The organism is Nocardia amamiensis, from assembly GCF_015477605.1.
Lineage (GTDB): Bacteria > Actinomycetota > Actinomycetes > Mycobacteriales > Mycobacteriaceae > Nocardia > Nocardia amamiensis_A.
In genome coordinates this window covers 1-22753 of the sequence record NZ_JADLQX010000047.1, presented here as the reverse complement: position 1 = coordinate 22753, position 22753 = coordinate 1, and the positions used below count along the sequence as shown (strand labels likewise).

Annotated in this window: 22 protein-coding genes and 2 pseudogenes; 14 read left to right on the top strand and 10 right to left on the bottom strand. The window is 64.5% G+C overall.

The features are described from left to right. Nucleotides 1-55: 55 nt before the first annotated feature. On the top strand, nucleotides 56-997 hold the full coding sequence (locus IU459_RS34335; protein WP_228838915.1) for a GbsR/MarR family transcriptional regulator: 942 nt from the start codon (nucleotides 56-58) through the stop codon (nucleotides 995-997). Between the two features lie 51 nt (nucleotides 998-1048). Here the strand turns inward: IU459_RS34335 and IU459_RS34330 are convergent, their stop codons facing one another. The 4 genes from IU459_RS34330 to ilvD all read right to left on the bottom strand — a co-directional run bounded on the left by IU459_RS34330 (nucleotide 1049) and on the right by ilvD (nucleotide 3976). Beyond that, a complete protein-coding gene (locus tag IU459_RS34330; RefSeq protein ID WP_195133761.1) occupies nucleotides 1049-1201 on the bottom strand; it encodes a hypothetical protein in 153 nt (50 codons plus the stop codon). A 5-nt stretch (nucleotides 1202-1206) separates the two neighbouring features. Further along, a complete protein-coding gene (locus tag IU459_RS34325) occupies nucleotides 1207-1632 on the bottom strand; it encodes a DoxX family protein (protein ID WP_228838914.1) in 426 nt (141 codons plus the stop codon). 9 nt (nucleotides 1633-1641) lie between these two features. After that, a complete protein-coding gene (locus IU459_RS38945) occupies nucleotides 1642-1848 on the bottom strand; it encodes a hypothetical protein (protein WP_228838913.1) in 207 nt (68 codons plus the stop codon). Between the two features lie 286 nt (nucleotides 1849-2134). Continuing rightward, nucleotides 2135-3976 (bottom strand): dihydroxy-acid dehydratase, encoded by a 1842-nt coding sequence (ilvD, locus tag IU459_RS34320; RefSeq protein WP_195133760.1) that lies wholly within the window; start codon nucleotides 3974-3976, stop codon nucleotides 2135-2137. Between ilvD and IU459_RS34315 the strand changes: the two genes are divergently transcribed. Continuing rightward, a complete protein-coding gene (locus IU459_RS34315) occupies nucleotides 3861-4208 on the top strand; it encodes a hypothetical protein (protein WP_195133777.1) in 348 nt (115 codons plus the stop codon). The two genes, ilvD and IU459_RS34315, sit on opposite strands and share 116 nt — an antisense overlap. A 220-nt stretch (nucleotides 4209-4428) precedes the next feature. Here IU459_RS34315 and IU459_RS34310 read toward each other — a convergent pair whose 3' ends face one another. Further along, nucleotides 4429-4941 (bottom strand): PH domain-containing protein, encoded by a 513-nt coding sequence (locus tag IU459_RS34310; RefSeq protein WP_324199137.1) that lies wholly within the window; start codon nucleotides 4939-4941, stop codon nucleotides 4429-4431. Between the two features lie 428 nt (nucleotides 4942-5369). Between IU459_RS34310 and IU459_RS34305 the strand changes: the two genes are divergently transcribed. From IU459_RS34305 to ilvC, 3 genes are all read left to right on the top strand, one after another. Then, complete coding sequence (locus IU459_RS34305; RefSeq protein ID WP_195133758.1) at nucleotides 5370-7292, top strand: acetolactate synthase large subunit; 1923 nt, start codon at nucleotides 5370-5372, stop codon at nucleotides 7290-7292. Between the two features lie 7 nt (nucleotides 7293-7299). Beyond that, entirely contained in the window at nucleotides 7300-7803 is a 504-nt protein-coding gene (ilvN, locus tag IU459_RS34300; RefSeq protein WP_039799659.1) for an acetolactate synthase small subunit, read from the top strand. A 228-nt stretch (nucleotides 7804-8031) separates the two neighbouring features. Continuing rightward, the gene (gene ilvC, locus IU459_RS34295; RefSeq protein WP_174552963.1) at nucleotides 8032-9033 is read left to right on the top strand and encodes a ketol-acid reductoisomerase; all 1002 of its coding nucleotides are present in this window, start codon (nucleotides 8032-8034) and stop codon (nucleotides 9031-9033) included. Nucleotides 9034-9103: 70 nt separating this feature from the next. On the opposite strand, the gene IU459_RS38940 is transcribed toward ilvC, so the two are convergent. Next, on the bottom strand, nucleotides 9104-9460 hold the full coding sequence (locus IU459_RS38940; RefSeq protein ID WP_228838912.1) for a hypothetical protein: 357 nt from the start codon (nucleotides 9458-9460) through the stop codon (nucleotides 9104-9106). A 316-nt stretch (nucleotides 9461-9776) separates the two neighbouring features. Between IU459_RS38940 and IU459_RS34285 the strand changes: the two are divergent. Further along, nucleotides 9777-9935, top strand: a pseudogene (locus tag IU459_RS34285) (ketol-acid reductoisomerase); the annotation flags it as partial. A 127-nt stretch (nucleotides 9936-10062) separates the two neighbouring features. Here the strand turns inward: IU459_RS34285 and IU459_RS34280 are convergent. After that, entirely contained in the window at nucleotides 10063-10344 is a 282-nt protein-coding gene (locus IU459_RS34280; RefSeq protein ID WP_195133756.1) for a hypothetical protein, read from the bottom strand. 331 nt (nucleotides 10345-10675) lie between these two features. On the opposite strand from IU459_RS34280, the pseudogene IU459_RS34275 reads away from it, so the two are divergent. Continuing rightward, nucleotides 10676-10839: pseudogene (locus IU459_RS34275) on the top strand (ketol-acid reductoisomerase); the annotation flags it as partial. A gap of 58 nt (nucleotides 10840-10897) precedes the next feature. Here the strand turns inward: IU459_RS34275 and IU459_RS34270 are convergent. Then, nucleotides 10898-11191, bottom strand: coding sequence for a hypothetical protein (locus tag IU459_RS34270; protein WP_195133755.1), 294 nt, complete (start codon nucleotides 11189-11191; stop codon nucleotides 10898-10900). Nucleotides 11192-11591: 400 nt separating this feature from the next. Between IU459_RS34270 and IU459_RS34265 the strand changes: the two genes are divergently transcribed. Next, on the top strand, nucleotides 11592-12482 hold the full coding sequence (locus IU459_RS34265; RefSeq protein WP_195133754.1) for an AAA family ATPase: 891 nt from the start codon (nucleotides 11592-11594) through the stop codon (nucleotides 12480-12482). Nucleotides 12483-12678: 196 nt separating this feature from the next. Further along, the gene (locus IU459_RS34260) at nucleotides 12679-14049 is read left to right on the top strand and encodes a vWA domain-containing protein (protein WP_195133753.1); all 1371 of its coding nucleotides are present in this window, start codon (nucleotides 12679-12681) and stop codon (nucleotides 14047-14049) included. A gap of 183 nt (nucleotides 14050-14232) precedes the next feature. Here IU459_RS34260 and IU459_RS34255 read toward each other — a convergent pair whose 3' ends face one another. Then, entirely contained in the window at nucleotides 14233-15561 is a 1329-nt protein-coding gene (locus IU459_RS34255) for a DNA cytosine methyltransferase (protein ID WP_195133752.1), read from the bottom strand. Nucleotides 15562-15946: 385 nt separating this feature from the next. Between IU459_RS34255 and IU459_RS34250 the strand changes: the two genes are divergently transcribed. Both IU459_RS34250 and IU459_RS34245 read left to right on the top strand, forming a co-directional pair. Further along, entirely contained in the window at nucleotides 15947-16723 is a 777-nt protein-coding gene (locus tag IU459_RS34250; protein WP_195133751.1) for an NgoMIV family type II restriction endonuclease, read from the top strand. Beyond that, nucleotides 16651-17271 (top strand): very short patch repair endonuclease, encoded by a 621-nt coding sequence (locus tag IU459_RS34245; RefSeq protein ID WP_440446554.1) that lies wholly within the window; start codon nucleotides 16651-16653, stop codon nucleotides 17269-17271. Before IU459_RS34250 ends, IU459_RS34245 begins: the two co-directional genes overlap by 73 nt. A gap of 175 nt (nucleotides 17272-17446) precedes the next feature. Here the strand turns inward: IU459_RS34245 and IU459_RS34240 are convergent, their stop codons facing one another. Further along, nucleotides 17447-18298 carry a hypothetical protein gene (locus tag IU459_RS34240; RefSeq protein ID WP_195133749.1) on the bottom strand — a complete coding sequence of 284 codons (852 nt, stop codon included), beginning with the start codon at nucleotides 18296-18298 and terminating at the stop codon, nucleotides 17447-17449. 243 nt (nucleotides 18299-18541) lie between these two features. Between IU459_RS34240 and IU459_RS34235 the strand changes: the two genes are divergently transcribed. From IU459_RS34235 to IU459_RS34225, 3 genes are all read left to right on the top strand, one after another. Then, nucleotides 18542-19228 carry a hypothetical protein gene (locus IU459_RS34235; RefSeq protein ID WP_195133748.1) on the top strand — a complete coding sequence of 229 codons (687 nt, stop codon included), beginning with the start codon at nucleotides 18542-18544 and terminating at the stop codon, nucleotides 19226-19228. An 89-nt stretch (nucleotides 19229-19317) separates the two neighbouring features. Further along, nucleotides 19318-20751: a transcriptional regulator gene (locus IU459_RS34230; RefSeq protein WP_195133747.1), complete on the top strand. Its 1434-nt coding sequence runs from the start codon at nucleotides 19318-19320 to the stop codon at nucleotides 20749-20751. Nucleotides 20752-20765: 14 nt separating this feature from the next. After that, nucleotides 20766-22583 (top strand): DEAD/DEAH box helicase, encoded by a 1818-nt coding sequence (locus IU459_RS34225; RefSeq protein ID WP_195133746.1) that lies wholly within the window; start codon nucleotides 20766-20768, stop codon nucleotides 22581-22583. The last annotated feature ends 170 nt before the right edge of the window (nucleotides 22584-22753 follow it).

Genomic DNA, 22753 nt, shown 5'->3' with positions numbered 1-22753 from the left:
ACGCCCTACGTCGGCGCATTGCAATGTACTGTGGATGAACGCAAAGGGAGGAGGTATGCCGGTGCCAGGAGGCAGGCTGACCCACGAGGACCGACGGCAGATCGCGGCGTGGCTGGCAGACGGGCTCGGGTATGCCGAGATCGGACGACGGCTCGGCCGGCCGACGTCCACGATCAGTCGCGAGGTTGCACGCAACCGCGCATCCGGCGCCTACCTGGCCGACGACGCCCAGCAGGCCGCCGGCCACCGTGCCCGCCGACGCAAACCGGCCTGGCCTGCCGGGCCGGTGACCGACGAGCAGTCGACCGAGGTCGTGCGCGGCTTCGTGGACCAGTTCGCGACCCTGCTGGCCGCGACCGGCCTGCCCCGGATGACCGCCCGGGTGTTCGTCTGCCTGCTCACCGCGGACGCCAGCGGCCTGACGTCAGCCGACTTGGTGCGCCGGCTACAGGTCAGCCCGGCATCGGTGTCCAAGTCCATCGCCTACCTCGAAGCCATGGAACTGGTTGTGCGCCAACAGGATCTCGGTGGTCGCCGCGAACGCTACGTCATCGACGACGACGTCTGGCTCCGCGCGTGGCAAGCCGACACCAGCGCGCACGGCGAGATCGCGACCGCCGCACAGCGGGGCATCGAGATCTTCGGCGCCGACACCATCGCCGGCGCGCGGCTCGGCAAGATGGGCCAGTTCTTCGCCCGGCTCAGCGAGCAGATGAGCGGCAGCACCTTCGGCGAGACCGTCGTCTACGACGCGTTGACCGTAGTCGCCGCGCTCGTGCACGCCGGTCGACCGCTCACCCTGGGCGCGCTTGCCGGCGCACTCGATTGGCCCAGAGACCGCGCCACCGCCGCCTTGGACGCGATCGAACGTCAACCGGCGATCGCCGATCCCCTCGCCTTGCGGGCCAGCGGACCCGAGACGTACACCTGCACCACGAGACCGGACCGCCTGAGCCCGGCGCAGCGTGAAGCACTCCAGATCGCCGCACAGTCATGACGTCGCCGCGCGCGGCCGGTCGCGCCTGGCCGGGCACGGCGTCGGTGAGGCTCAGGCAGCGCGGTCGATGCCCAGGCGCTCGGCCGCGGTGATCCCGGTCCCGAACAGGCCGACGAAGTAACCGCCGCGGCGGTCGCGGTTGTTCGAAACGGGTATGGCGTAGCCGCCATTTCGGGAAGGATGGGGCTGCGTCGTGACCTTCAAGGCCGCTACTCGTCGATCCAGCCGAGTTCGACTGCATTCTGGTGCATGAAGTCTTCGACTGCGGGCAGCGTGAGGAATGAAACGGCGTACAGAACAACGAGGAGCCCGATCGCAACGGCCCATTCGCGAGGGCGGGCTCCCGGCAGACCGGCCCCGTCCTGTCCAGCGTCAGCAGTGCGGCCCCGACGCAGCCGCGTCCCCGGGAGCCGCCGGTCGGCCGGCCGCAGTATCCACGACGCGATGGCACAAATCGCGAACATCAGCGCCACCGACCATGACCCGATACGGTCGCCGACTGCCAAATGGGACGCCACGGCACCCGACCACAGGAAAAATGCACCCGCGTATGCCCATTCCTTGATCAGCGGGAGCCCGGGCGCAATGATCGCGACGGCGGCGCCGACCTGCCACGCACCCAGAAGGTAGGCCAAGAAGTGCGGCTATCCCAGGTGCTGCAACTGGATTTCGATCCATTCGATCGCCAGAAGGTTCCACACCGATCCCGCAATCAACTCGAAGACGACGACAATCGTTGTGGCCCAAAAGGCGATAATTTTGATCCGGCTCCACTTCCGGTCACTTCGTGCGACGGGGGCTGACTTATCCGGGGTCGCGTGCTGGAACGTTGTGGTCGTTTGTGCAGTCATGCCCCCGAGACACCGCGGACCGCCGAAACGTGACACGATACGACGTGACGTGCGTCACCATCATGTGGTGATGTGGAAGGCGAAAGCGCTGGTGGCACAGTTCATTGAGCGCTGGCAGCATGGCGCGCCGCCGGTCGCCCCGCAGTTCGGACATGAACCCGGATCCGCCCACGGTGGAAGTGCCGTTGTCCCTGTTCAACGGCACTTGGTGCACCAACTCGGCTCAGTGGCCGGTGCCGATCCATCGCGGGCGGATACGAGACGGTCAGCGCCGCAGGGGAGGCGGCTACGGCACGTGGCGGACGGCCCCCTTGTCTGCCGAGGTGGCCATCGCGGCGTAGGCACGCAGAGCCGTCGTGACCGGCCGATCGCGGTTGACCGGCTGCCACGGACGCTCGGAGGCTTCCATCTTCGCGCGGCGCTCGGCGAGCACGGCGTCGTCGACGAGCACCTCTAGGGTGCGGGTGGCGACGTCGATACGGATCTGATCGCCGTTCTCGACCAGGCCGATGACGCCGCCGCTGGCGGCCTCGGGGGAGATGTGTCCGATCGACAGGCCCGAGGTGCCGCCGGAGAACCGGCCGTCGGTGATCAGCGCGCACTGCTTGCCCAGCCCCGAGCCCTTCAGGAAGGCGGTGGGGTGCAGCATCTCCTGCATGCCGGGGCCACCGGCGGGGCCCTCGTAGCGAACCACGATGACGTCGCCCGGCTTGATCTTCTTGCCCAGGATGACCGACACGGCCTCCTCCTGCGACTCCACCACCACGGCGGGACCCTGGAAGGCGAACAGCTCCTCATCGATGCCCGCGGTCTTCAGCACCGCGCCGTCGGGCGCGATATTGCCGCGCAGCACGACGAGACCGCCCTCCTTGGTGTAGGCGTGCTCCAGATCGCGGATGCAGCCTCCCTCGGCGTCGGTGTCCAGGGACGACCAGCGGTTCTCGGTGGAGAACGGCTCGGTGGTGCGCACACCGCCCGGCGCCGCGTGGAACAGTTCGATGGCCTCCTGGGATGCCTTGCCCGAGCGGATGTCCCAGGTATCGAGCCACTCGTCGAGGGTCTTGGTGTGCACCGTGGTGACGTCGGTCTCCAGCAGACCGGCTCGGCGCAGCTCGCCCAGGATGGCGGGGATGCCGCCGGCGCGGTGCACATCCTCCATGTGGTAGTCGGAGTTGGGCGACACCTTCGACAGTGTGGGCACCCTACGGCTGATCTCCTCGATGGTGTGCAGATCGAAGTCGATCTCACCCTCCTGCGCCGCGGCCAGCGTGTGCAGCACGGTGTTGGTCGAGCCGCCCATCGCGACATCCAGTGCCATCGCGTTGCGGAAAGCCTTGGCGTCGGCCACATTCCGTGGCAGCACGGACGCGTCGTCGTCGCGGTACCAGCGGTTGGCGATGTCCACCACCACCGTGCCCGCCTTCTCGAACAGGGCGCGGCGCGCGGCGTGCGTGGCGAGGGTGGAGCCGTTGCCGGGCAGCGCCAGGCCGAGCGCCTCGGTGAGGCAGTTCATCGAGTTGGCGGTGAACATGCCCGAGCACGAGCCGCAGGTCGGGCACGCGGACCGCTCGACCTCGGCCAAACCCTCTTCCGAGACGGCCTGATTCGCGCTCGCGGAGATCGCGGTGATCAGGTCGGTCGGCGCCTGCGCGACGCCGCCGACGACCACGGCCTTGCCCGCTTCCATGGGTCCGCCGGAGACGAACACGGCCGGAATGTTCAGTCGCATGGCGGCATTCAGCATGCCCGGGGTGATCTTGTCGCAGTTGGAGATGCAGACCAGCGCGTCGGCGGTGTGCGCGTTCACCATGTACTCGACCGAGTCGGCGATGATCTCGCGCGAGGGCAGCGAGTAGAGCATGCCGCCGTGTCCCATGGCGATGCCGTCGTCCACGGCGATGGTGTGGAATTCGCGCGGCACGCCACCGGCGGCGCGCACCGCGTCGGCCACGATCTCGCCGACGTTCTTCAGATGCACGTGCCCGGGCACGAACTGGGTGTAGGAGTTCGCGATGGCGACGATCGGCTTGCCGAAGTCGGTGTCGGTCATGCCGGTGGCGCGCCAGAGTGCGCGGGCGCCTGCGGCATTGCGGCCGATGGTCGTGGTTCGTGAACGAAGCGGTGGCATTTCGATGGTCCTCGGGTCGCGGGGGCTGACGTGCGACGGCGCAGAGCTCGCTCGGCGGCGGCTTTACGTTACCCCCGCCGCTGGTTGCGCCGGCATGTCGGTCATGGCGGGCGCGCGGCCGTCGCTGGGTGTCAGTCCGTGTGTCTCGGTCTCGGCGTTGTTCGGTTCGTCGCCGCCAGTGGTGTGGTCGACGCTGACGGTGTTGCCGGAGGTGCCGGACCGTCGAGAGTGATGGGCGTGTAGGGGATCGGTGCTCCCGACGAAATCATCCCATCACTTGGCCGCAACATGCCACTGACCCCGGATGTTCCCTGGCGGGGGCGCGTGGTCGCGTTGTACTCCTCGTCGCCTCCGGATTGCGCCTCTGCTCGACATCGCACACCAGTGGAACGTGATCCGGCGGCGTCGTGCCTGCGTTGCTGGCGGTTGTCGAGTCTGCGGTGCTGTCAGAGTTACCGCGCGCTGTTGCCGTCGGTGTCCTCGGCTTCGGTGGTCTTGTGGACACCGTTGGTGCGCGAGGCGCCGTCGGCGGGCGCGGCGGTTTCCGTCTCTCCGTCGCCGTCCGTGGTCTCGCTGGAGGCGCTGTCGGCGGCGGGTTCCTCCGGCCCGGCGAACGGATCCGGGATCCGCCCGTTGGACGCCGCCGCCAGATCGCGCAGCCGGTCGTAACTCACCGCGGGCAACTTCACCTCGGTGCCGTCGCTGAGGTCGGCCCGCACGTATCCACGCTTCGGGATCCGCACACCCTTCACCTGTGCCCAGTCCAGATGACGCGAGCCGAACAGCGTCCGCAGGTCCAGTCCGGCATCCGACACCGTGGTCTGTGTCCGCAGCACCCACACGAGCACCACGACCGGGATGAGCAGCAACCACCACAGTCCGGCCGGCCAGCCGACGAACGGGAAGAACACGCACATCAGCAGGATGAACACACCGAGGAAGGCCAGTCGTGGGATGCGGATCACACGGGCGTTCCGGGCGCTACCCGTATCCGTCGTCGCGGCGGACGTATGGGACGATTCAGAAGGTGGCACGGACTGATGCGGTGATGACACACCACCATCCTCGCATCCTGGTGAACGGACACAAGCAACCGCACTGTCCCACATAATGGGACACGAGAGGTCATCTGTTTGACTCTTCGGTTCACACCCGCTTAACGTCGTGCGCGTGAATCGAAACGAGTTGCTCGTACTCGGCCGGCGCGTCCAGCGTTGAGCCTGACCAACTGAGTCGAATACGTCAGCTCGCGTTGCGACGCGCCACCCTCGATCAGCCTTGTGCTGTCGGGGGCTTTTTTATGTGCGGACTAATGTCCAGCATGGCGAAGCGCAAGACACCGATGAGGCACACAATCCGGGGTCGAAACGACAACCAGTAAGGAACGAAGACGGTGAGCGCACCTACCGCACGGCCCGGGCCCTCGGCCCGCAGGCCAGCGCCTTCGGCGAATCAGCAGGCAACGCCCGCTGCCAACGCGACGTCCGCGGCCAGCCGCCGCCAGGTCCCGCCCGAGCGGGTCACCGGCGCGCAGTCGGTCGTGCGTTCGCTCGAGGAGCTCGGCGTCGACACCGTATTCGGCATTCCGGGCGGTGCGATCCTTCCCGTCTACGACCCGCTGTTCGACTCGACCAAGGTGCGTCACGTCCTCGTCCGGCACGAGCAGGGCGCGGGTCACGCGGCGACCGGGTACGCGCAGGCCACCGGCAAAGTCGGTGTGTGTATGGCCACATCCGGCCCCGGCGCCACCAACCTGGTCACCCCGATCGCCGACGCCCAGATGGACTCGGTCCCGATCGTGGCCATCACCGGCCAGGTCGGCCGCGGCCTGATCGGCACGGACGCGTTCCAGGAAGCCGACATCTCCGGCATCACCATGCCGATCACCAAGCACAACTTCTTGATCACCGAGGGCGTCGACATCCCGCGCATCATCGCGGAGGCGTTCTACCTGGCCGCCTCCGGCCGCCCCGGCGCCGTGCTGGTCGACATCCCGAAGGACGTGCTCCAGGCCCAGACCACCTTCAGCTGGCCGCCGGAGATGCGCCTGCCCGGCTACCGTCCGGTCACCAAGCCGCACGGCAAGCAGGTGCGCGAGGCCGCCAGGATGATCATGGAAGCCAAGTCGCCGGTGCTGTACGTCGGCGGCGGCGTGATCAAGGCCGAAGCGTCGGCCGAGCTGCTGCAACTGGCCGAGCTGACCGGCATTCCGGTGGTCACCACGCTGATGGCACGAGGCGCGTTCCCTGACAGCCACCAGCTCAACATGGGCATGCCCGGCATGCACGGCACCGTTGGCGCCGTCGCCGCGCTGCAGAAGTCGGACCTGCTGATCACCCTCGGTGCGCGCTTCGACGACCGCGTCACCGGTCAGCTGGATTCCTTCGCGCCCGGCGCCAAGGTCATCCACGCCGACATCGACCCGGCCGAGATCGGCAAGAACCGGCACGCCGACGTCCCGATCGTCGGCGACTGCCGCGAGGTGATCGCCGAGCTCATCGAGACGTTGAAGGCCGACCCCGCCGCGGGCGACGCGCTGCCGCTCCCGATCGGCGAATGGTGGACCTACCTCGACGGCATCCGGCAGGCCTACCCGCTGGGCTGGACCCCGCCCGCGGACGGGTCGCTGTCGCCGGAGTTCGTCATCGATGCGCTCGGCCGCCTGGCCGGACCGGACGCGATCTACTGCGCCGGCGTCGGTCAGCACCAGATGTGGGCCGCTCAGTTCATCAAGTACGAGAAGCCGCGCACCTGGCTGAACTCCGGTGGCCTGGGCACCATGGGCTACGCCGTGCCGGCCGCCATGGGCGCCAAGATGGGCGCGCCGGACAAAGAGGTGTGGGCAGTCGACGGTGACGGCTGCTTCCAGATGACCAATCAAGAACTGGCCACCTGCGCCGTCGAGGGCGTGCCGATCAAGGTCGCGCTGATCAACAACGGCAATCTCGGCATGGTCCGCCAGTGGCAGACGCTGTTCTACCAGGAGCGTTATTCCAACACCGATCTGGGCACGCACACCAAGCGCATCCCCGACTTCGTCAAGCTCGCCGAAGCCCTCGGCTGCCACGGCATCCGGGTCGAACGCGAAGAGGACGTGGAGGCCGCCATCCGCGAGGCGCAGTCGATCAACGACCGCCCTGTGGTGATCGACTTCATCGTCGGCAAGGACGCCCAGGTGTGGCCGATGGTCGCCGCGGGAACCAGCAATGACGAGATCATGGCCGCTCGCGGCATCCGCCCGCTGTTCGACGAGGACGAGCAGGCCGCCGAGCCTGCGGTCATCCACACGGCGATGTCGCATGAACAGACAAGGTGAACCACGGATGAGTACCACCCACACCCTCAGCGTTCTCGTCGAGGACAAGCCGGGCGTGCTCGCGCGGGTCGCCGCGCTGTTCTCCCGCCGCGGCTTCAACATCGAGTCGCTGGCGGTCGGCGGCACCGAGCTGCCCGAGATCTCGCGCATGACCATCGTCGTCACTGTCGAGGACCTGCCGCTCGAGCAGGTCACCAAGCAGCTCAACAAGCTGGTGAACGTCATCAAGATCGTGGAACAGGACTCCGACAGCTCCGTGGCCCGCGAACTGATCCTGGTGAAGGTCCGCGCGGACGCCAGTGTGCGGACCCAGGTGATCGAGGCCGTCGGGCTCTTCCGCGCCAAGGTCATCGACGTCTCCCCGGACGCGCTCACCGTCGAGGCGACCGGAACCCGGTCCAAGCTCGACGCGCTGCTGCGGATGCTGGAACCGTATGGCATCCGCGAGATCGTGCAGTCCGGTGTCGTCGCGGTGGGGCGTGGACCGAAATCCATCACCGCCACCCGATGACGCGGCGGGGCGGCGCACAAAGCAGGGGCCGACCGGTCAGCGGCGGCCACACGCTAACCTTTCTGCGATCGACGGTTGGTGTGCCGCCCTCCCCGCGCACGCGGGAATGATCCCCTCCCGCGCATGCGGGGGTGATCCGATCCAGAAACAACGTAAGAAGCACCGCAAGCACGGTGTGCCCCGTCTCGCGCGGGGATGACCTCGGAAGGAACCATAGTGGCAGTCGAGATGTTCTATGACGACGACGCCGACCTGTCGATCATCCAGGGCCGCAAGGTCGCTGTCATCGGCTACGGCAGCCAGGGCCACGCGCACTCGCTGAGCCTGCGCGACTCGGGCGTGGAGGTGCGCGTCGGCCTCGCGGAGGGATCGAAGTCGCGTCCGAAGGCCGAGGAGGCGGGCCTGACCGTCGGCACTCCGGCCGAGGTCTCGGCCTGGGCCGACGTCATCATGGTGCTGGCGCCCGACACCGCGCAGGCGTCGATCTTCACCAATGACATCGAGCCGAACCTGAAGGACGGCGACGCGCTGTTCTTCGGCCACGGCCTCAACATCCACTTCGGCCTGATCAAGCCCCCGGCCAACGTCACCATCGGCATGGTCGCTCCGAAGGGCCCGGGCCACCTGGTTCGTCGTCAGTTCGTCGACGGCAAGGGCGTTCCGGCGCTGATCGCCGTCGAGCAGGACCCGAAGGGCGAGGGCCAGGCGCTGGCGCTGTCCTACGCCAAGGGCATCGGCGGCACCCGCGCGGGCGTCATCAAGACCACCTTCAAGGAAGAGACCGAGACCGACCTGTTCGGTGAGCAGGCCGTGCTGTGCGGCGGCACCGAAGAACTGGTCAAGACCGGTTTCGAGGTCATGGTCGAGGCCGGTTACGCGCCGGAGATGGCCTACTTCGAGGTGCTGCACGAGCTGAAGCTGATCGTCGACCTGATGTACGAGGGCGGCATCGCCCGGATGAACTACTCGGTGTCCGACACCGCCGAGTTCGGCGGCTACCTGTCCGGCCCGCGGGTCATCGACGCCGACACCAAGAAGCGCATGCAGGAGATCCTCAAGGACATCCAGGACGGCAGCTTCGTCAAGCGTCTCGTCGCCAACGTCGAGGGCGGCAACAAGGAGCTCGAGGCGCTGCGCAAGCAGAACGCCGAGCACCCGATCGAGGTCACCGGCGCCAAGCTGCGCGGCCTGATGAGCTGGGTCGACCGGCCGATCACCGAAACCGCCTGAGTTCGAGACTGATTCGCGCGGTGGCCCGCTCCGGTTTCGGAGCGGGCCAGCGGCGTTTCGGGGACGCTGTCTAGCTGCTGCCGAACATGCCCGGACCGAAGGGACCCTGGGGGCCGAATGGTCCTTGCGGGCCGAGCGGTCCTTGCGGGCCGAAGGGGCCCTGGGGGCCGAAGGGGCCCTGGGGGCCGAAGGGGCCTTGCGGGCCGAAGGGGCCTTGCGGGTCGCCAGGTCCTTGCGGGCCGAAGGGGCCTTGCGGCCCGCCGGGGCCGTGTGGGCCGGATCGGTCATGGTCGACCTCGGTGACGCCCGGCGCGGCCGGCGCGGCGGAGGCGGGCATCGTCAGCGCGGTCAACGGAACTGCGGCGATCGCACCGGCAACGGCAACGCGGGCCAGAGTGCGGCGTGCTGTGCTGGTTTTCGAGAACAACGTAAATCCTTTCACTCTGCGGTGAGCGTCGCGCCCACCATCCCCCGTTATGGTGTGTCCGCGGCCAAGCCCGCAGACCGAATTGGATCTGCGGTCGCTGCTTGGCGGTCGCGCTTGCCGACGGAGCAGCGACTGCACATCTCCACCCTTGCGCACTTGCCCAGAAAGGTCACGGGGGTTGGCACCCTCGGGAGAATTCATCTGCGGAATTAGGGGGAATCCCCTATGCGCCCTCGTGCCGCTCGGTTTCGAGTGCGCCGCCGCTTGGTCCTGCGGGTTGACGCGGCAAGTCATGGCACCTGCGGATGATCTTGTGGGAGAAGTCGTCAGACGCCTCGTCACGGATTTCGAGGGCGGCAGCAATGAGCTCGAGGCGCTGCGCAAGCAGAACGCCGAGCACCCGATCGAGGTCACCGGTGCCGAGCTGCGCGGCTTGATGAGCTGGGTCGACCGGTCGATCACCGAAACCGCCTGAGTTTCCGGCTGAGTCGCGCGGTGGCCGGCTCCGGGTTTCGGAGCGGGCCACCGGCATATGTGGGTTCTCACACGCAATAGCCCGGCACTTGGTAGCGCCGGGCCGTTGCGGTGGTGCCGGACGGTTTCTAGCTGCTGCCGAACGTGCCGGGCGGCACGAGTCGCCGGAACTGACCGAACGGGATGTTCTTACCCGATCCGAACGGTCCGTTGTCGCAGCTCCAGTCCAGGAACGGGCCGAAGTCGCAGTCGCGGTCGTTCCAACCGCGGTCCTTCTTGACGTCGGTGATCCCCGGGGAGGGGTCCGCGGAGGCGGGCACCGCCAAAGCAGTCAACGGAACTGCGGCGATTGCACCGGCGACGACGACCCGGGCCAGGCTGCGGCGTGCGGTGCTGGTTGTCGAGAACAACGTGGATCCTTCTTTCACTCTCCGGTGAGCCATCGGCTCACCAACCCCCGTTGTGGTTCTGGCCACGGCGACCCGCGAACAGGTCGCAATGACCGTGTCGTCGCTGCTTCGCGGGCAAGCAGACCGATGGGCGGCGACTGCACGTCTCTACTCTTGCGCACTTGTCCAGAAAGGTCACGGGGAATGGCTGCCCGGGGCGAATTCGATCTGCGGAATTAGGGGATATCCCCTATACGCTCTCGTGTCGCTCGGTGTCGGGTGCGCTGCCGCTGGTTCCTCCGGATTGACGCGGCAAGTCATGGCGCAGGCGGATGATCTTGGGGAATAAGTCGTCGAGCGTCTTGTCGCAAACGTCGAGGGCGGCAACAAGGAGCTCGAGGCGCTGCGCACAAGCAGAACGCCGAGCACCCGATCGAGGTCAGCCGCGCCGAGCTACGCGGCCTGATGAGCTGGGTCGACCGGCCGATCATCGAAACCGCGTCACTTCGAGGCTGATTCGTATGGTGGCCCGTTCCGGATCTCGAAGCGGGCCACCGGCGTCTTCGCAGACTTTCTAACTGCTGCCGAACGAGCCTGAACCGAAGCCCTGCCCGTAACCCTGGCCGAAGGGGCCGCCGTACTGGTTGTAGCCCCAACCGAACAACGGGTTGTTGTTGCAGCTCCAGTTCTGGAACGGACCGAAGGCGCACTGGTTGTAATACGGGTCGTATCGAACCTCGGTGACGGAAGGTGCGCCTGAGGTGGCGGAGGCGGGCATCGCCAACGCGGTCAGCGGAATTGCGGCGATCGCGCCGGCGACGGCCACGCGGGCCAGATTTCGGCGTGCGGCGCTGGTTGTGGAGAACAACGTGGATCCTTTCACTCCGTGGTGAGCGTGTGCCCACCCTGCTGCGGGTTTCCGTCCGCGGCCTACCCCGACTGACAGGTCCGGATCAACTGGGCCGCCGCTGCTTCGCGGGCGCGCTCACCGACGGGGCAGCGACTGCACGTCTCTACTCTTGCGCACTTGTCCAGAAAGGTCACGGGGGTTGGCTCCCCGGGGGGAAAATTCCATCTGCGGAATTAGGGGCATCCCCTATGCGTTCTGAGGCCGCTCGGTCGCCGGGTCTTCCGGGTTGACGCGGCAAGTCATGGCACATGCGGATGATCTTGTGGGAGAGGGCCCTTCCCACTGGGTTCCCTCCCACGGTCGCTTTCCACGCCCAGGTAGAGCCGCTACGGTAACCCTGCGTCTACACTAGTTACCGATGAGTAAGTTCTTTGCGTCGGTCGACGAGGTGACCGATCGGCTCACCGAAGCCGGATACCTTCCGTCTCTCGACATCGCCACCGCCGTGTTCCTGGCAGGCCACCTCGGCAAGCCACTGCTGATCGAAGGCCCTGCGGGTGTGGGCAAGACCGAACTCGCCAAGGCCATCGCCGCCGCGACCACCTCCGATCTCGTGCGCCTGCAGTGCTACGAGGGCATCGACGAGGCCCGCGCCCTCTACGAGTGGAACCACGCCAAGCAACTGCTCCGCATCACCGCCACGAACAACGAGGACTGGGACAGCACGCGCGACCACGTCTTCACCGAGGAGTTCCTGCTCGCCCGGCCCCTGCTGGCCGCCATCCGCAACCCGCGTTCCACCGTGCTGCTCATCGACGAACTCGACAAGGCCGATGTGGAACTCGAGGGCCTGCTGCTCGAGGTGCTCGGCGACTACCAGGTGAGCATCCCCGAACTCGGCACCGTCACCGCGGTCCGCAAGCCGTTCGTCATCGTGACGTCCAACGCCAACCGCGAACTGTCCGAGGCCCTGAAACGACGCTGTCTGTATCTCCACATCGATTACCCGACCGCCGAGTTGGAGCGGGCGATCGTGCGGATGAAGGTGCCCGAACTGGATGAGGCGCTCGGCGAGCCGGTGGTCCGGGTGGTCGGCGCGCTCCGGCAGCTGTCGCTGCGCAAGGCCCCATCGATCGCCGAAACCGTCGACTGGGCAAAGACTCTGGTCGCCCTCGGCGCTCGCAACCTGACCGGAAACGTTGTCCGCTCGACCCTCGGCGTGCTGTTGAAGTACCAATCCGACCACCGCACCGCGGCCGAAAGACTGGGGCTTCTCGACCCGGACGCCGAACTGGGGAGTGCGCAATGAAGCCCCCCGCACACCGCACCTGGGCGCAAACTGACCTCGCATCCGAACTAGACCTCGACTGGTCCGGCGAGCGTAGTGATATGGCGGTGGAACGGGACGGTTCGGCCACCATTTGTCTTCCTTCGACAACTCGCGGCAGACTATGAGTACGGGGCAAGGACGCGGGGGAGAGACGAGGCCTCGAATCGCCGACTCGATGACCGATCGGCTCATCGAATTCGTGGGGTTGTTGCGCGATCACGGCATCAGCGCGGGGCCGAGCGAAACTATCGACGCGGCGGAGGCGATGGTTGCCCTCGGGCTGGCTGATCGCAATCGGCTGCGCTCAGGCATGGCCGCCTGCTTGCTGCGCCGCAATGGTCAACGCGCCGTCTTCGATCAGCTCTTCGACCTCTACTTCCGCACCGCGGAACAGCCGAAGCCCGCGGCCCCGTCGACGCCCGAATCCGTCGATGCACTGCGGGATCAACTCGTTTCCGCACTGATCCAAGATGATTCGCAGGCAGTCACCGAACTCGCCCGCCAGGCGCTGACCGAACTCGGTGGCTACGGCGGAGTGGGCACCGGTCAGTCCTCCGGACCCGTCACCACCGCCTCCGGCGCGGGCTGGTCCTCCTACCTGACCATGAAAGCCCTACAGCCGGAAGACCTCATCGACCGCATCGTCGCGGGCATGAACGGCACCTCCCAGCTCGACACCACCGTCCACACGATCGAAGCCAACCGCCGCCTCGCCGAATTCCGCACCGCCGTCCAAACCGAAGCCCGCCTGCGCTCGGCGCAGCTGCGCGGCACCGAATACATCGCCCGCCGCGGCGTCCAATCCAGCACCGACCAGATCGATTTCCTCGGCGCCCGCGAACAAGACCTCGCCGAAATGCGCCGCCTGGTCCACCCATTGGCCCGCAAACTAGCCACCCGCCTCGCCGTCCGCCGCCGCAAATCGGTGCGCGGCCAGATCGACCTCCGCCGCACCCTGCGCCGCTCCATGTCCACCGGCGGCGTCCCCATCGACCCGGTCCTCCGCGCCCGCAAACACGGCCGCCCCGACCTCGTCGTCCTCGCAGACCTCTCCGGCTCGGTCACCGGCTTCGCCGAATTCACCCTCCACCTGATCCAATCCCTACAAGACCAATTCAGCAAGGTCCGCAGCTTCGGCTTCATCGACACCTGCGACGAAATCACCGACTTCTTCACCCCCGGCGAACCACCCACCCCCGGCACCGCAGCCCGAATCATCCGCTCCACCAACGTCGCCCGCTTCGGCAGCTCCAACTACGGCGAAGCATTCCAAGGCTTCCTCGACAACTACGCCGACGCCCTCGGGCCGCGCACGTCCGTCCTCATCCTCGGCGATGCGCGCACCAACCGCACCGACCCGAATCTCGCTGCACTGCAAACGATCGCCGACCGTGCCAAACACACCTACTGGCTGAATCCGGAGCCGTCTCGCTCCTGGTCCAGCGGAGATTCCGCCGCCCACGCGTACGCGGAATGCGTCACGATGCACGAATGCCGCAACGTCAAACAACTGACTGAGGTCATCGCTCGGTTGTTGCCCGCATGAGCTGAGTCCTTCGTCATGCTGTGTGCGCCGAAATCGTCTGACCGAAGACGTACGCGGAACGCAGGCTGCGCGATATCCACAACCTTATGAAATGCCCGAGCCATCAACGCAATGACTGGCGTACTTGCGGCCAAGACAAACTGTGGCCGGCCAGCATCGGCGGGTAGCTGGGTGCCCGTGAACTCAGCTGACGCGTGACAAATTCTTACGGTAGAACTCGTGACGTGCGTGGTCTTGCTGTCCCGTGAACGCCCTGAACTCTCCGAGCTTATAAGCCAGACCTGAGCTGCGCTCCTCCTTGAGGATCTCAAAGTCTAAGCTCAGGAGGCTTATACGTCGATCGATTTCAGGATCATCGAGTTCCAACCCGGCCTTGCGCGCGATCTGGCCCGCGGTGAGGAATGCATCTTGATCGCGCAGAACCCGGTATATGGGATCGGCAAATGTGTCGATATCTCGCTGGATCGATTCGCCCTCGTGGCGCAGTGCGCGGGCGATCGATAGTCCGAGGGCTTTTGCAACCGGCGGTGGGAACGCGTTACCGATCTGACGATACTGCGCTGTCTTGCCACCCGTAAACCACCATGCGTACTCGTGCCCCTCAGGCCGTGTGGATGTGATTTCTGCGGCGTGGTCCTTGTCTCTGATCAGCAGCCAGCCTTGAAGCCTCGCGACCATCTCTACGGTGAGCTTCGGGCCGAATTCGGTCATTGGGCGTTTGTCATATGGTGGGGCGGTGTCGTGTACGCCGTATGCGTCGACGCCCAGTTCAGCCCATGCGCGTTTTGCGCGAGTGGGCCCAAGGTCTGCACCGCCGTGTTTCTTCGAACCACCTACGATCGTTGGAGCGATGCCATCCGCTCTTTTCGCCCACTCTTTGGCACCAGCCCACTGACGTGCTTCCATCAGCGGAAGCAAGGTTTCGCCAACGGTCTTGACTTGGTCGGTTGTCTCCGGCCAGTGGAAGTACTGGAACTCTTCCGGTTTCATGGCGACCAGCACGAATCGCGGCCGAAGTTGCGGGACCCCATAGTCGGAAGCCTGGATCAGTCGCCACTCAGCCGAGTAGCCGAACTGCAGTAGCCGGTCCAGAACGTGCTGGCGGTATCCGGCGAAACGCGGCATGCTGAGCCCACGAACGTTCTCAAGTAGCAGGGCTCGGGGTTTCAAGACATCGACCTGCTCGACAGCCCACGCGAACAAGTCGCGCTCGTCGTTCGCTCCCAGTTGCCTGCCGGCGACGGAGAAAGGCGGGCATGGGACGCCACCCGCGAACAAATCGATCGGCCGACCATCAGGTCGAGACTCCGGTGCGAAGGCCTTGGGATTGAAGACGCGGGTGTCCGCGACATCACCCTTCTCGACCTTCCAATGTGGTCGGTTGAGCTCGATCGTGGCGGCAGCAGTCGGGTCGAGTTCTACTGCAAGTTCGTGCTCGAACCCGGCCAGCTCAAGGCCCAGCGCTTGTCCACCGGCGCCGGCGCAGATCTCGATCACACTGAGTTCGGTCACACCGATACCTTTCGACGTCGTGGTCGGTCGTGTGCAGACCTGCCCGCGGAGCGGACTGTGCTGGGGGCATCAGCCATCCCGAAACTGGCATCAACGCTGCGAATTGCGGAGGAGGCTGCTCTGTGCTGTGTGGTCGGAGCATAGCCCGCGAGCGGCGTGGCGCTACCCAAGACCGACGGAGGTTCGAGCGGGAGCGAGTAGTGGACATCGCCTAAACCGTCGTCGGCTGATAGTTCCTCCGCTGATGGGAGTGCCAGAATGGCGAAGCCGCGGTAGGCGCTGGGGGCAGCACCCTCGATAGGCCATCCGAACATGTGAGCGATCATAGGGCAAGGAGCGGCAGCCGACCGGCGGGACGCCCCGGCAGCAGGGTACATTGCGGTTCGTGGGAGCGCCGTTCAGGACAGAACTGTTGGGGTGGAAGCGCAGCAAAAAGAATGCGCTTGGCTGGCAATGGGTTCCGAACTCGGCTGATGTTGACAACCCGACCAGTCTCAGGCTTGCGGGGTTGGTGCTCGATCACCTCGGCGATCCGAACCCGAATCTGGGCGGTCAGCCCGTCGAGGAGCCGCCGGCCAACCCCGGTGGGCTCCTGGAAGTCCAGGTCGGCACCGACTTGGCGACTGCGCTACCTTTGCTCGACCATCGCCGTGACTGGGAGGTGAAGCGAGGCCGCAGTATCGTCGAATATGCTCAGTATCAACACTTGGCGGGCATCGACAGAGCGATCGAGAAAGATCCCAATCTCCGGGTCACGCTCGGCACCGACTATTTGATCAAACCCGACGTTCTGGTAGGCATCAATGGAACTCCTACTCAGACCAAGCACCCCTGGCTTCACGCAGCGCTGGCTTGTAAGTGGACAATCCGATCTGACCGGGTACAAAACATTCGGCACGAAAACGGAAACATGATTCGTCACCGGCGTGGAAGGTTGCCTCATTTGGTGACAGTCACGGCTGAGCCGCTTCCTACTCGGCTCGCATCGATTGCGAGAGGGACTGGTGAGGTCGACGCGACGTACCATATTGCGTTTGATGAATTGGAATATGCAGTTGGTCTTGAGGGCAGTTCGGTTCAGAAAGCTGCATGGGACGAAGTTACCGGGCAGGGCAGGCTACTCGACTACCGGACTTTGGCCCAGTCGCTGGTGGATTGGTAGTCATCGACTATGCCGAACTGTCGCTTCCTGATCGGAGTACTGTTCACCTTAGTGCATACCCACGCAAATTAGGTAGAGATGTGACCGAGCGTTATCCGGATAGGCCCAGGGTCGGTAGGTACCCGGCGCCGCTCAATGAGGGCCGTTCCCGTAATATGCGAGCGAACCGCCGCACCGACACCAAGCCGGAGATACGGCTGCGGAGCGCGCTGCACCGGTTGGGCTACCGGTTCCGCAAGGACCTTCGCCTCGATCTAGGAGCTGTAAAGATCCGTCCGGACATTGTCTTCACTGCCCGCAAAGTAGCGGTTTTCGTCGATGGATGTTTCTGGCACGTGTGTCCGGAACATGGTCGCCAACCAACAACAAACGAGTGGTACTGGGCCCCGAAGCTCAAACGTAATATCGAGCGGGATAGAGCCGCAGACATGGCGTTGAATCATGCCGGTTGGAAAGTCGTGCGACTCTGGGAGCATGAGGGTATTGACGTCTCTGTAAGAGCTGTGGTGCGAGCCTTGGAAGGCCCGGAATTCGATAATTCCGGATAGCTGGAATTTTTCGCTACCGGGCTTGGCGCTTCCTAGGCTTCGGGCGGCTCCGCGCCGACCGCTAGAACTGGCGGACGTAACATTGTGGTGTGTTTAGTCGTTATCGCACCTCACCGGGTCGGGTTTGTCTGCAGGATTACAGAGAGGCAGTTGGTCGCGACAGCGAAACGTCTTGTCACGACGACCTCAAACGCATCGAGCTGGCGAGCGCTCGCTCCAGGAGGGTGTCGGCGTCAGGGCGTTGGTCTCGCTGATTGAGTGATTGGAGAATCTGCAACACGTCGAGCTCGGACCGGCTTCCGGCGTAGTTGATGATCGTGTCAGTCGCTTCATCCAAGCCCAGTTTCCGGCACGAAACGACGGCGTCCGCCGTCTCATCGGGGGCGGCTTCAGTGCCGACATACCGGATGAGGCCGTTGACGCGCTCGAAATTGCCGGCCGAGATGTATACAGCCAAGTCCTTGGCTGGCGGCCACGCCACGTCGATGGTTCCGGTGTTGTGCCGGTCCCCCACGTGGTGGGGGACCGGCACAACATCCGTCGTTATGACGGGGGAGATTTCAGCCGGCTTAGTCGCTGCGCTGACCTGTTCGAGCGCCCTGGCCTCTTCAAGCGTCATAGCCGCACCACAGGTCGGACAAAGGACAGTTGGCTGATGCTCATCCTCGGTCGAGGGGAGTGATAGCGCTAGTCGAAGGCTGTTCAGCTCGTCCCAGGTGATGACCATCCCCTCGGTGTCGCAGCTGTCCAGCGCGAGTGTGTGTAGTTCCCGGAGAGGTGCCTCCCGGGGTGGGCGCTTGTGTCGGCCATTGGCTAGGTAAAACAACACCGACTTGCTCAAGTACCCCTCCGATCTGTCCCGTTCCCGCAGCCTTGCTGCGATGGCCTCCTCGATTGCTCGGCCGGAAAGGCCGATTTGTTCAATCAGGCCACGCACCGCCTGTGCGAGTTCTTTCTGCGAGTCCGACAAGTCGAGACTGAGGTCTCCGAACTCCCCACGCTGTGGGAACGTTCCGCGCTGCCGCAAGCTGGTTCTCCCCCTTGAGAGTTGTCCACACGAACCATCCCATCTTCCTGTCTCGCAGGCAGTTTGCGCGTGCGCTTGCTGTCCTGGCTTGGAAGCTCCGAAAGCCAGGACACGAGGTCACCTTTCGATTCGGGCGCCGCTGCTGTTCAGTTCAGAGAGTGCGGTATGCCGTGGCGGTCGGCGCTGCACTACCTGCGGTGCTGCTCGAAGCTGCTCTCTTCGACCTGAAAGGTGGACTCCCACATGACGATGCCCAGCTGGAACGACCCGAATCTCGGCACTATGAAGCGCGTAGCGCTCTGGCTGGTACAGGAGGTAGGTGTCGGGGAGGTGTTCACGAAGACCCAGCTGCGTGAGGCTTTCCCCGATACCTCCCAGATCGACCGTCGGATGCGCGACCTGCGTGACTTCGAATGGCGCATCGACACCAACAGGGAGGACCCTGCCTTGGGCACACACGAGCACCGATTCGTCAAGCAGGGTATTGCCGTGTGGGAGCCTGGCAAGGCGACCCGAAAGGTCGGTGTCACGGTGACGGCGGCTGAGAGGCACGCCTTGATGATGCGTGATGGTCACAAATGCCGTTCCTGTGGAATCGGTCCTGGTGAGCAGTATGCCGGCACATACGTCGCCTCGCAGCTCGATGTTGCCCGCCGATCAGTTCGGATGCCCAATGGTGAGACCAGCATGCAGCTGATCATTGAGTGCAACAGGTGCCGCATCGGTGGCCGCGAGTTGACTGCGGACTTGGGTGACGTCCTGGCACGTATCGATCGCTTGCCTGCCTACGAGCGGAAGATGCTGGCTGCGTGGGTTGAAGAGGACGCCCGCAATTTTAGTGAGACAGAGGATCTGTGGGCGGCCTACCGGACCTTGCCTGCAGACTCCAGGGACAAAGTACGTGTGGCCCTGCAGCAACTCCTGGCTTGACAGGCTTTGAGCGGCCCGGGCCTGCCCCGTCCGCGACGTCTCGCACCTCCTTGGCTTCATACCAATCTCCTGAAAGGAGTATTCCAGAAATGTTCACGAAATTCGAAGACCCTCCAAATGCCGCTGCCACCCGCTCGCTGGTTGAGGAGCGGCTCAAGGAGCGGCGCGAAAACGCCGGTGTTTTCGAGACGTTGACGGTGGAGTGGCGTGGTCGACCTTTACATGTAGAGGTTATCGACATGCCTCTGGATGCCCTGTTGTACAACCCCGGCACTCATCGTATCCGCGCTCAGCGCAGCCTCGATCCAGATCGTGATGCTGTTCTCGCAACGAATCCATGGAGTTCGGAGAGCCAGGACTACCTGCGGCATCTGTTGACGATACGGCCCTCGGAGCCGACCCATCGAGACCCTGCTTTCGATGAGCTGAAAGAAAGTCTCAAGGAACACAAGCAGAACGAACCCGGATTGATTACGCGCCACGGGATTCTCGTTAACGGCAACACTCGTTGCGCTGCACTTCGGGAACTCAAATCTACTGGCACTATGCGTGTAGGTGTGCTGCCGGAGTCATGCACATGGGATGACATAAATGATGTTGAACTTTCTTTGCAACTGCGCCCGGACAAGCGACGCGACTACTCCTACATCAACCGGCTGCTCGCGATAGATGAACAAAGAGTTCAGCTCAACCGTGATCTTTCGTTGATCGCCAAGGCCTTCCATACCACGACGAAGTCATGCGAGCGTGATCTCTGGGTCCTTGAGCAGCTGCGGGAAGTGATCCAGCGGAGCAGCGCCGATGGCGGGGTGTCGCTCAGGCTGATGGACCTCGAAGGTGCCAAGGGAAGGCTTGAGGAACTCCACCGCGCATATGGCGAGGAAATAAAAAAGAGCAAGGAACGGGCCGACCTCCTCAAGGAGGCACGGCTAGCGGCGATCGTGCTGGATTTCTCTAAGACCGATGTCCGGTACATCGGCGCTGACTTTCACAGTCGTTACCTGGAGAAGACCTTGCCTGATGAGTTCAAGGTAACGGAGTCTGCGGCCCCTGCCGCTGTTGCGATCCCGGGCTTGGACCGGAAAGTGAAGGCGGCAGGAGCGAACGTCACCGCCGCCAGGGCGGTCACCGACGCTTTGCTCCAGGCGAAGGCGGTCACAGCGGCCGGTGGCGCCGCAACACTAGCCGAGCAGTCTGCTGCCTCAGTGGTTATCGAGGCGTACAGAGACGCGTTCAACGACGCTATTGAGACTGCCGGCAGCGACGCCCGGCTGCGGAAGAAGCAGTTGGCCGCCCCGGACCGGATCAACAACGCCTGTAAAGACCTGGAGCAGTCAATCACGGATTTAGTGCTGTCTCGAGGTAATGCGAGTCTTGACGAGGGAGCATTCGATGACGCCCTTGATCTGCTCCGTACTGTCCTGAGCAAGCTGGCGGTCGAAGCGCAGCGCACCATCGAGCTGCCGGGCAACGGCCTCGCATGGCTGATTGCCGCAGTGGACGTGAGGCGGCCCCAGGAGTGAGCGACCCTGAGACCATGCCCTCGTTGCGGCTGGGTTTCGACGTGACACGCACGCGTGTAGAAATCCGCACGTCGCCGATTTTCCAGCGGGACTTCGCCCAGCTGACCGCTCGAATTTCCATGGGCGGCTGGCGCGGCTCGCTGTCCGCGGAGATCGACATTGACGACTTCTTGGTCAACCTCAGTGAACTGGCTACCTGGACCCACCCTGGCGTCGACTGGGACCCAGACCTCATGGCGCTCGTCAATGGCGTCCTGGATGATGCTGACTCGGTTCAGCGCAGACTCGATGACACACCCTCGGAAGGCACCGCTGATGCCGTCCAACCGGATGACGTCTGGGAGTTGTTGGGTTCAGACTGGACCGCCGATCTCACGGCGTTCCAGCAACGTGATATTGCCCGATTGCTCTCGTTGCGTCACGGCGCCAACTTCAGCGTCCCGGGCGCCGGCAAAACCCGTGTAGCCCTAGCGGTCTACGCTGCGATGCGCAAGCGTGGAGATACGCAGCGCCTCCTGGTCGTCGGACCTAAATCTGCCTATGAGTCATGGGAGTACGAGAACTCCATATGTTTCAAACAACCGCTGCGCACTGCAGTAATGGGGCGATCGGAGGACGGTCTCGTGGAACTGCAGATCGTGAACTACGAGCGGCTGGACCGATCATTGGGCCAACTAGCCGCGTGGTTGCGGGCGGGACCGTCAATGGTCGTGCTCGACGAGGCGCACCGTATGAAACTTGGAGCAAGCGGTACTTACGGCTCCGCGTGCCTGGCGCTGGGCCCGCTCGCAAACCGGCGATTGATCCTCACCGGGACGCCGGCACCCAATGGGGCGAAGGATCTGGAGAACTTGCTTTCGTTTGTATGGCCAGGCCACGGAAAGCGGGTGGTGACTGAGGCTGTCGGTGGTGGTGACCTAGCTTACGCCAGCTCGGTTCTGCGCCCGCTGTTCACCCGTACAACCAAGCATGAGCTTGGTCTTCCCCCCTTCGAACCGAAGGTCCGCTATGTGGAAATGCCATCGCTTCACGCCGAGGTCTACGAAGCCATGAAAGGTAACTTCTCCGCCCGGGCGGAAGGCTCACGTAAAAGCATCGAGGCGTTGGGCCGAGCCATGCTGCGGCTACTGATGGCTGCCATCACCCCAGCTCTGCTCTTGGAGGGAGCCAGCCGATACGAGCCTCTGGAGTACCAACTCCCGCCGCTGGAGCCATCCCCGGACGATTCTCTGTTCGAGCTTCTGCAAAAGCTACCCCGCATCGAACTTTCACCGAAGTATCAGGAGACCCTGAAGATCGTGGCGGATAACGCATCCAATGGCCGAAAAACCCTGGTATGGACAACATTCGTGCGTAGCCTCGCCACCCTGGAGAAGTTGCTCCAAGGCTACAACCCAGCGGTGGTCTACGGCGGAACCTCCGACCGAGACGAGCAGCTCCGGTGCTTCCGCCAGGATCCTGACTGCCACGTCCTGATCTCCAATCCGGCGACCCTCGGTGAGGGCATCAGTCTCCATCAGGTTTGCCACGATGCCGTCTATGTGGATCGGGACTTCATGGCTGGGCGATTCCTGCAGAGCTTGGACCGCATCCACCGCCTTGGCCTGGCGCCCGACACCGAAACAAGGGTAACCATCCTGGTCACACGCAATACGGTTGACGAGGTGGTGCGTCTGCGGCTGGAGGAAAAGTTGGAGTTCATGGGCCGCATTCTTGACGACCCTGGCGTCCAGCAGCTCGCCGACCTACAGGAGGAACCGGCAGTTGGCGTGGGGATGGACGCCGCCGATGTGCGCGCGCTCCTACGGCATCTCGACGAGTCTGCAGCTTGAGTATGGTCATGGTCGGTCCGGCCTTGGACGTCCCGCGGGCTCTTGGCCGGTCCCCGATGACGGGACCACCCGGTCTTTGAGTCCGGGTTGTTGTCGATCCAGTTTCAGTTGATTGTGCAGGCCACCGGGTGGTGGCGGTGGGTGCAGCTGGCAGCGTATTCGGCGGGGGT

Coding starts and splice junctions, on each gene's coding strand:
- IU459_RS38945 (WP_228838913.1), bottom strand. CDS start 1,848: ATGACTGCACAAACGACCACAACGTTCCAGCACGCGACCCCGGATAAG.
- IU459_RS34335 (WP_228838915.1), top strand. CDS start 56: ATGCCGGTGCCAGGAGGCAGGCTGACCCACGAGGACCGACGGCAGATC.
- IU459_RS34260 (WP_195133753.1), top strand. CDS start 12,679: ATGACCGATCGGCTCATCGAATTCGTGGGGTTGTTGCGCGATCACGGC.
- IU459_RS34230 (WP_195133747.1), top strand. CDS start 19,318: ATGTTCACGAAATTCGAAGACCCTCCAAATGCCGCTGCCACCCGCTCG.
- ilvD (WP_195133760.1), bottom strand. CDS start 3,976: ATGCCACCGCTTCGTTCACGAACCACGACCATCGGCCGCAATGCCGCA.
- IU459_RS34315 (WP_195133777.1), top strand. CDS start 3,861: ATGGCGACGATCGGCTTGCCGAAGTCGGTGTCGGTCATGCCGGTGGCG.
- IU459_RS34245 (WP_440446554.1), top strand. CDS start 16,651: ATGGGACGAAGTTACCGGGCAGGGCAGGCTACTCGACTACCGGACTTT.
- IU459_RS34265 (WP_195133754.1), top strand. CDS start 11,592: ATGAGTAAGTTCTTTGCGTCGGTCGACGAGGTGACCGATCGGCTCACC.
- IU459_RS34225 (WP_195133746.1), top strand. CDS start 20,766: ATGCCCTCGTTGCGGCTGGGTTTCGACGTGACACGCACGCGTGTAGAA.
- ilvN (WP_039799659.1), top strand. CDS start 7,300: ATGAGTACCACCCACACCCTCAGCGTTCTCGTCGAGGACAAGCCGGGC.
- IU459_RS34235 (WP_195133748.1), top strand. CDS start 18,542: ATGACGATGCCCAGCTGGAACGACCCGAATCTCGGCACTATGAAGCGC.
- ilvC (WP_174552963.1), top strand. CDS start 8,032: ATGTTCTATGACGACGACGCCGACCTGTCGATCATCCAGGGCCGCAAG.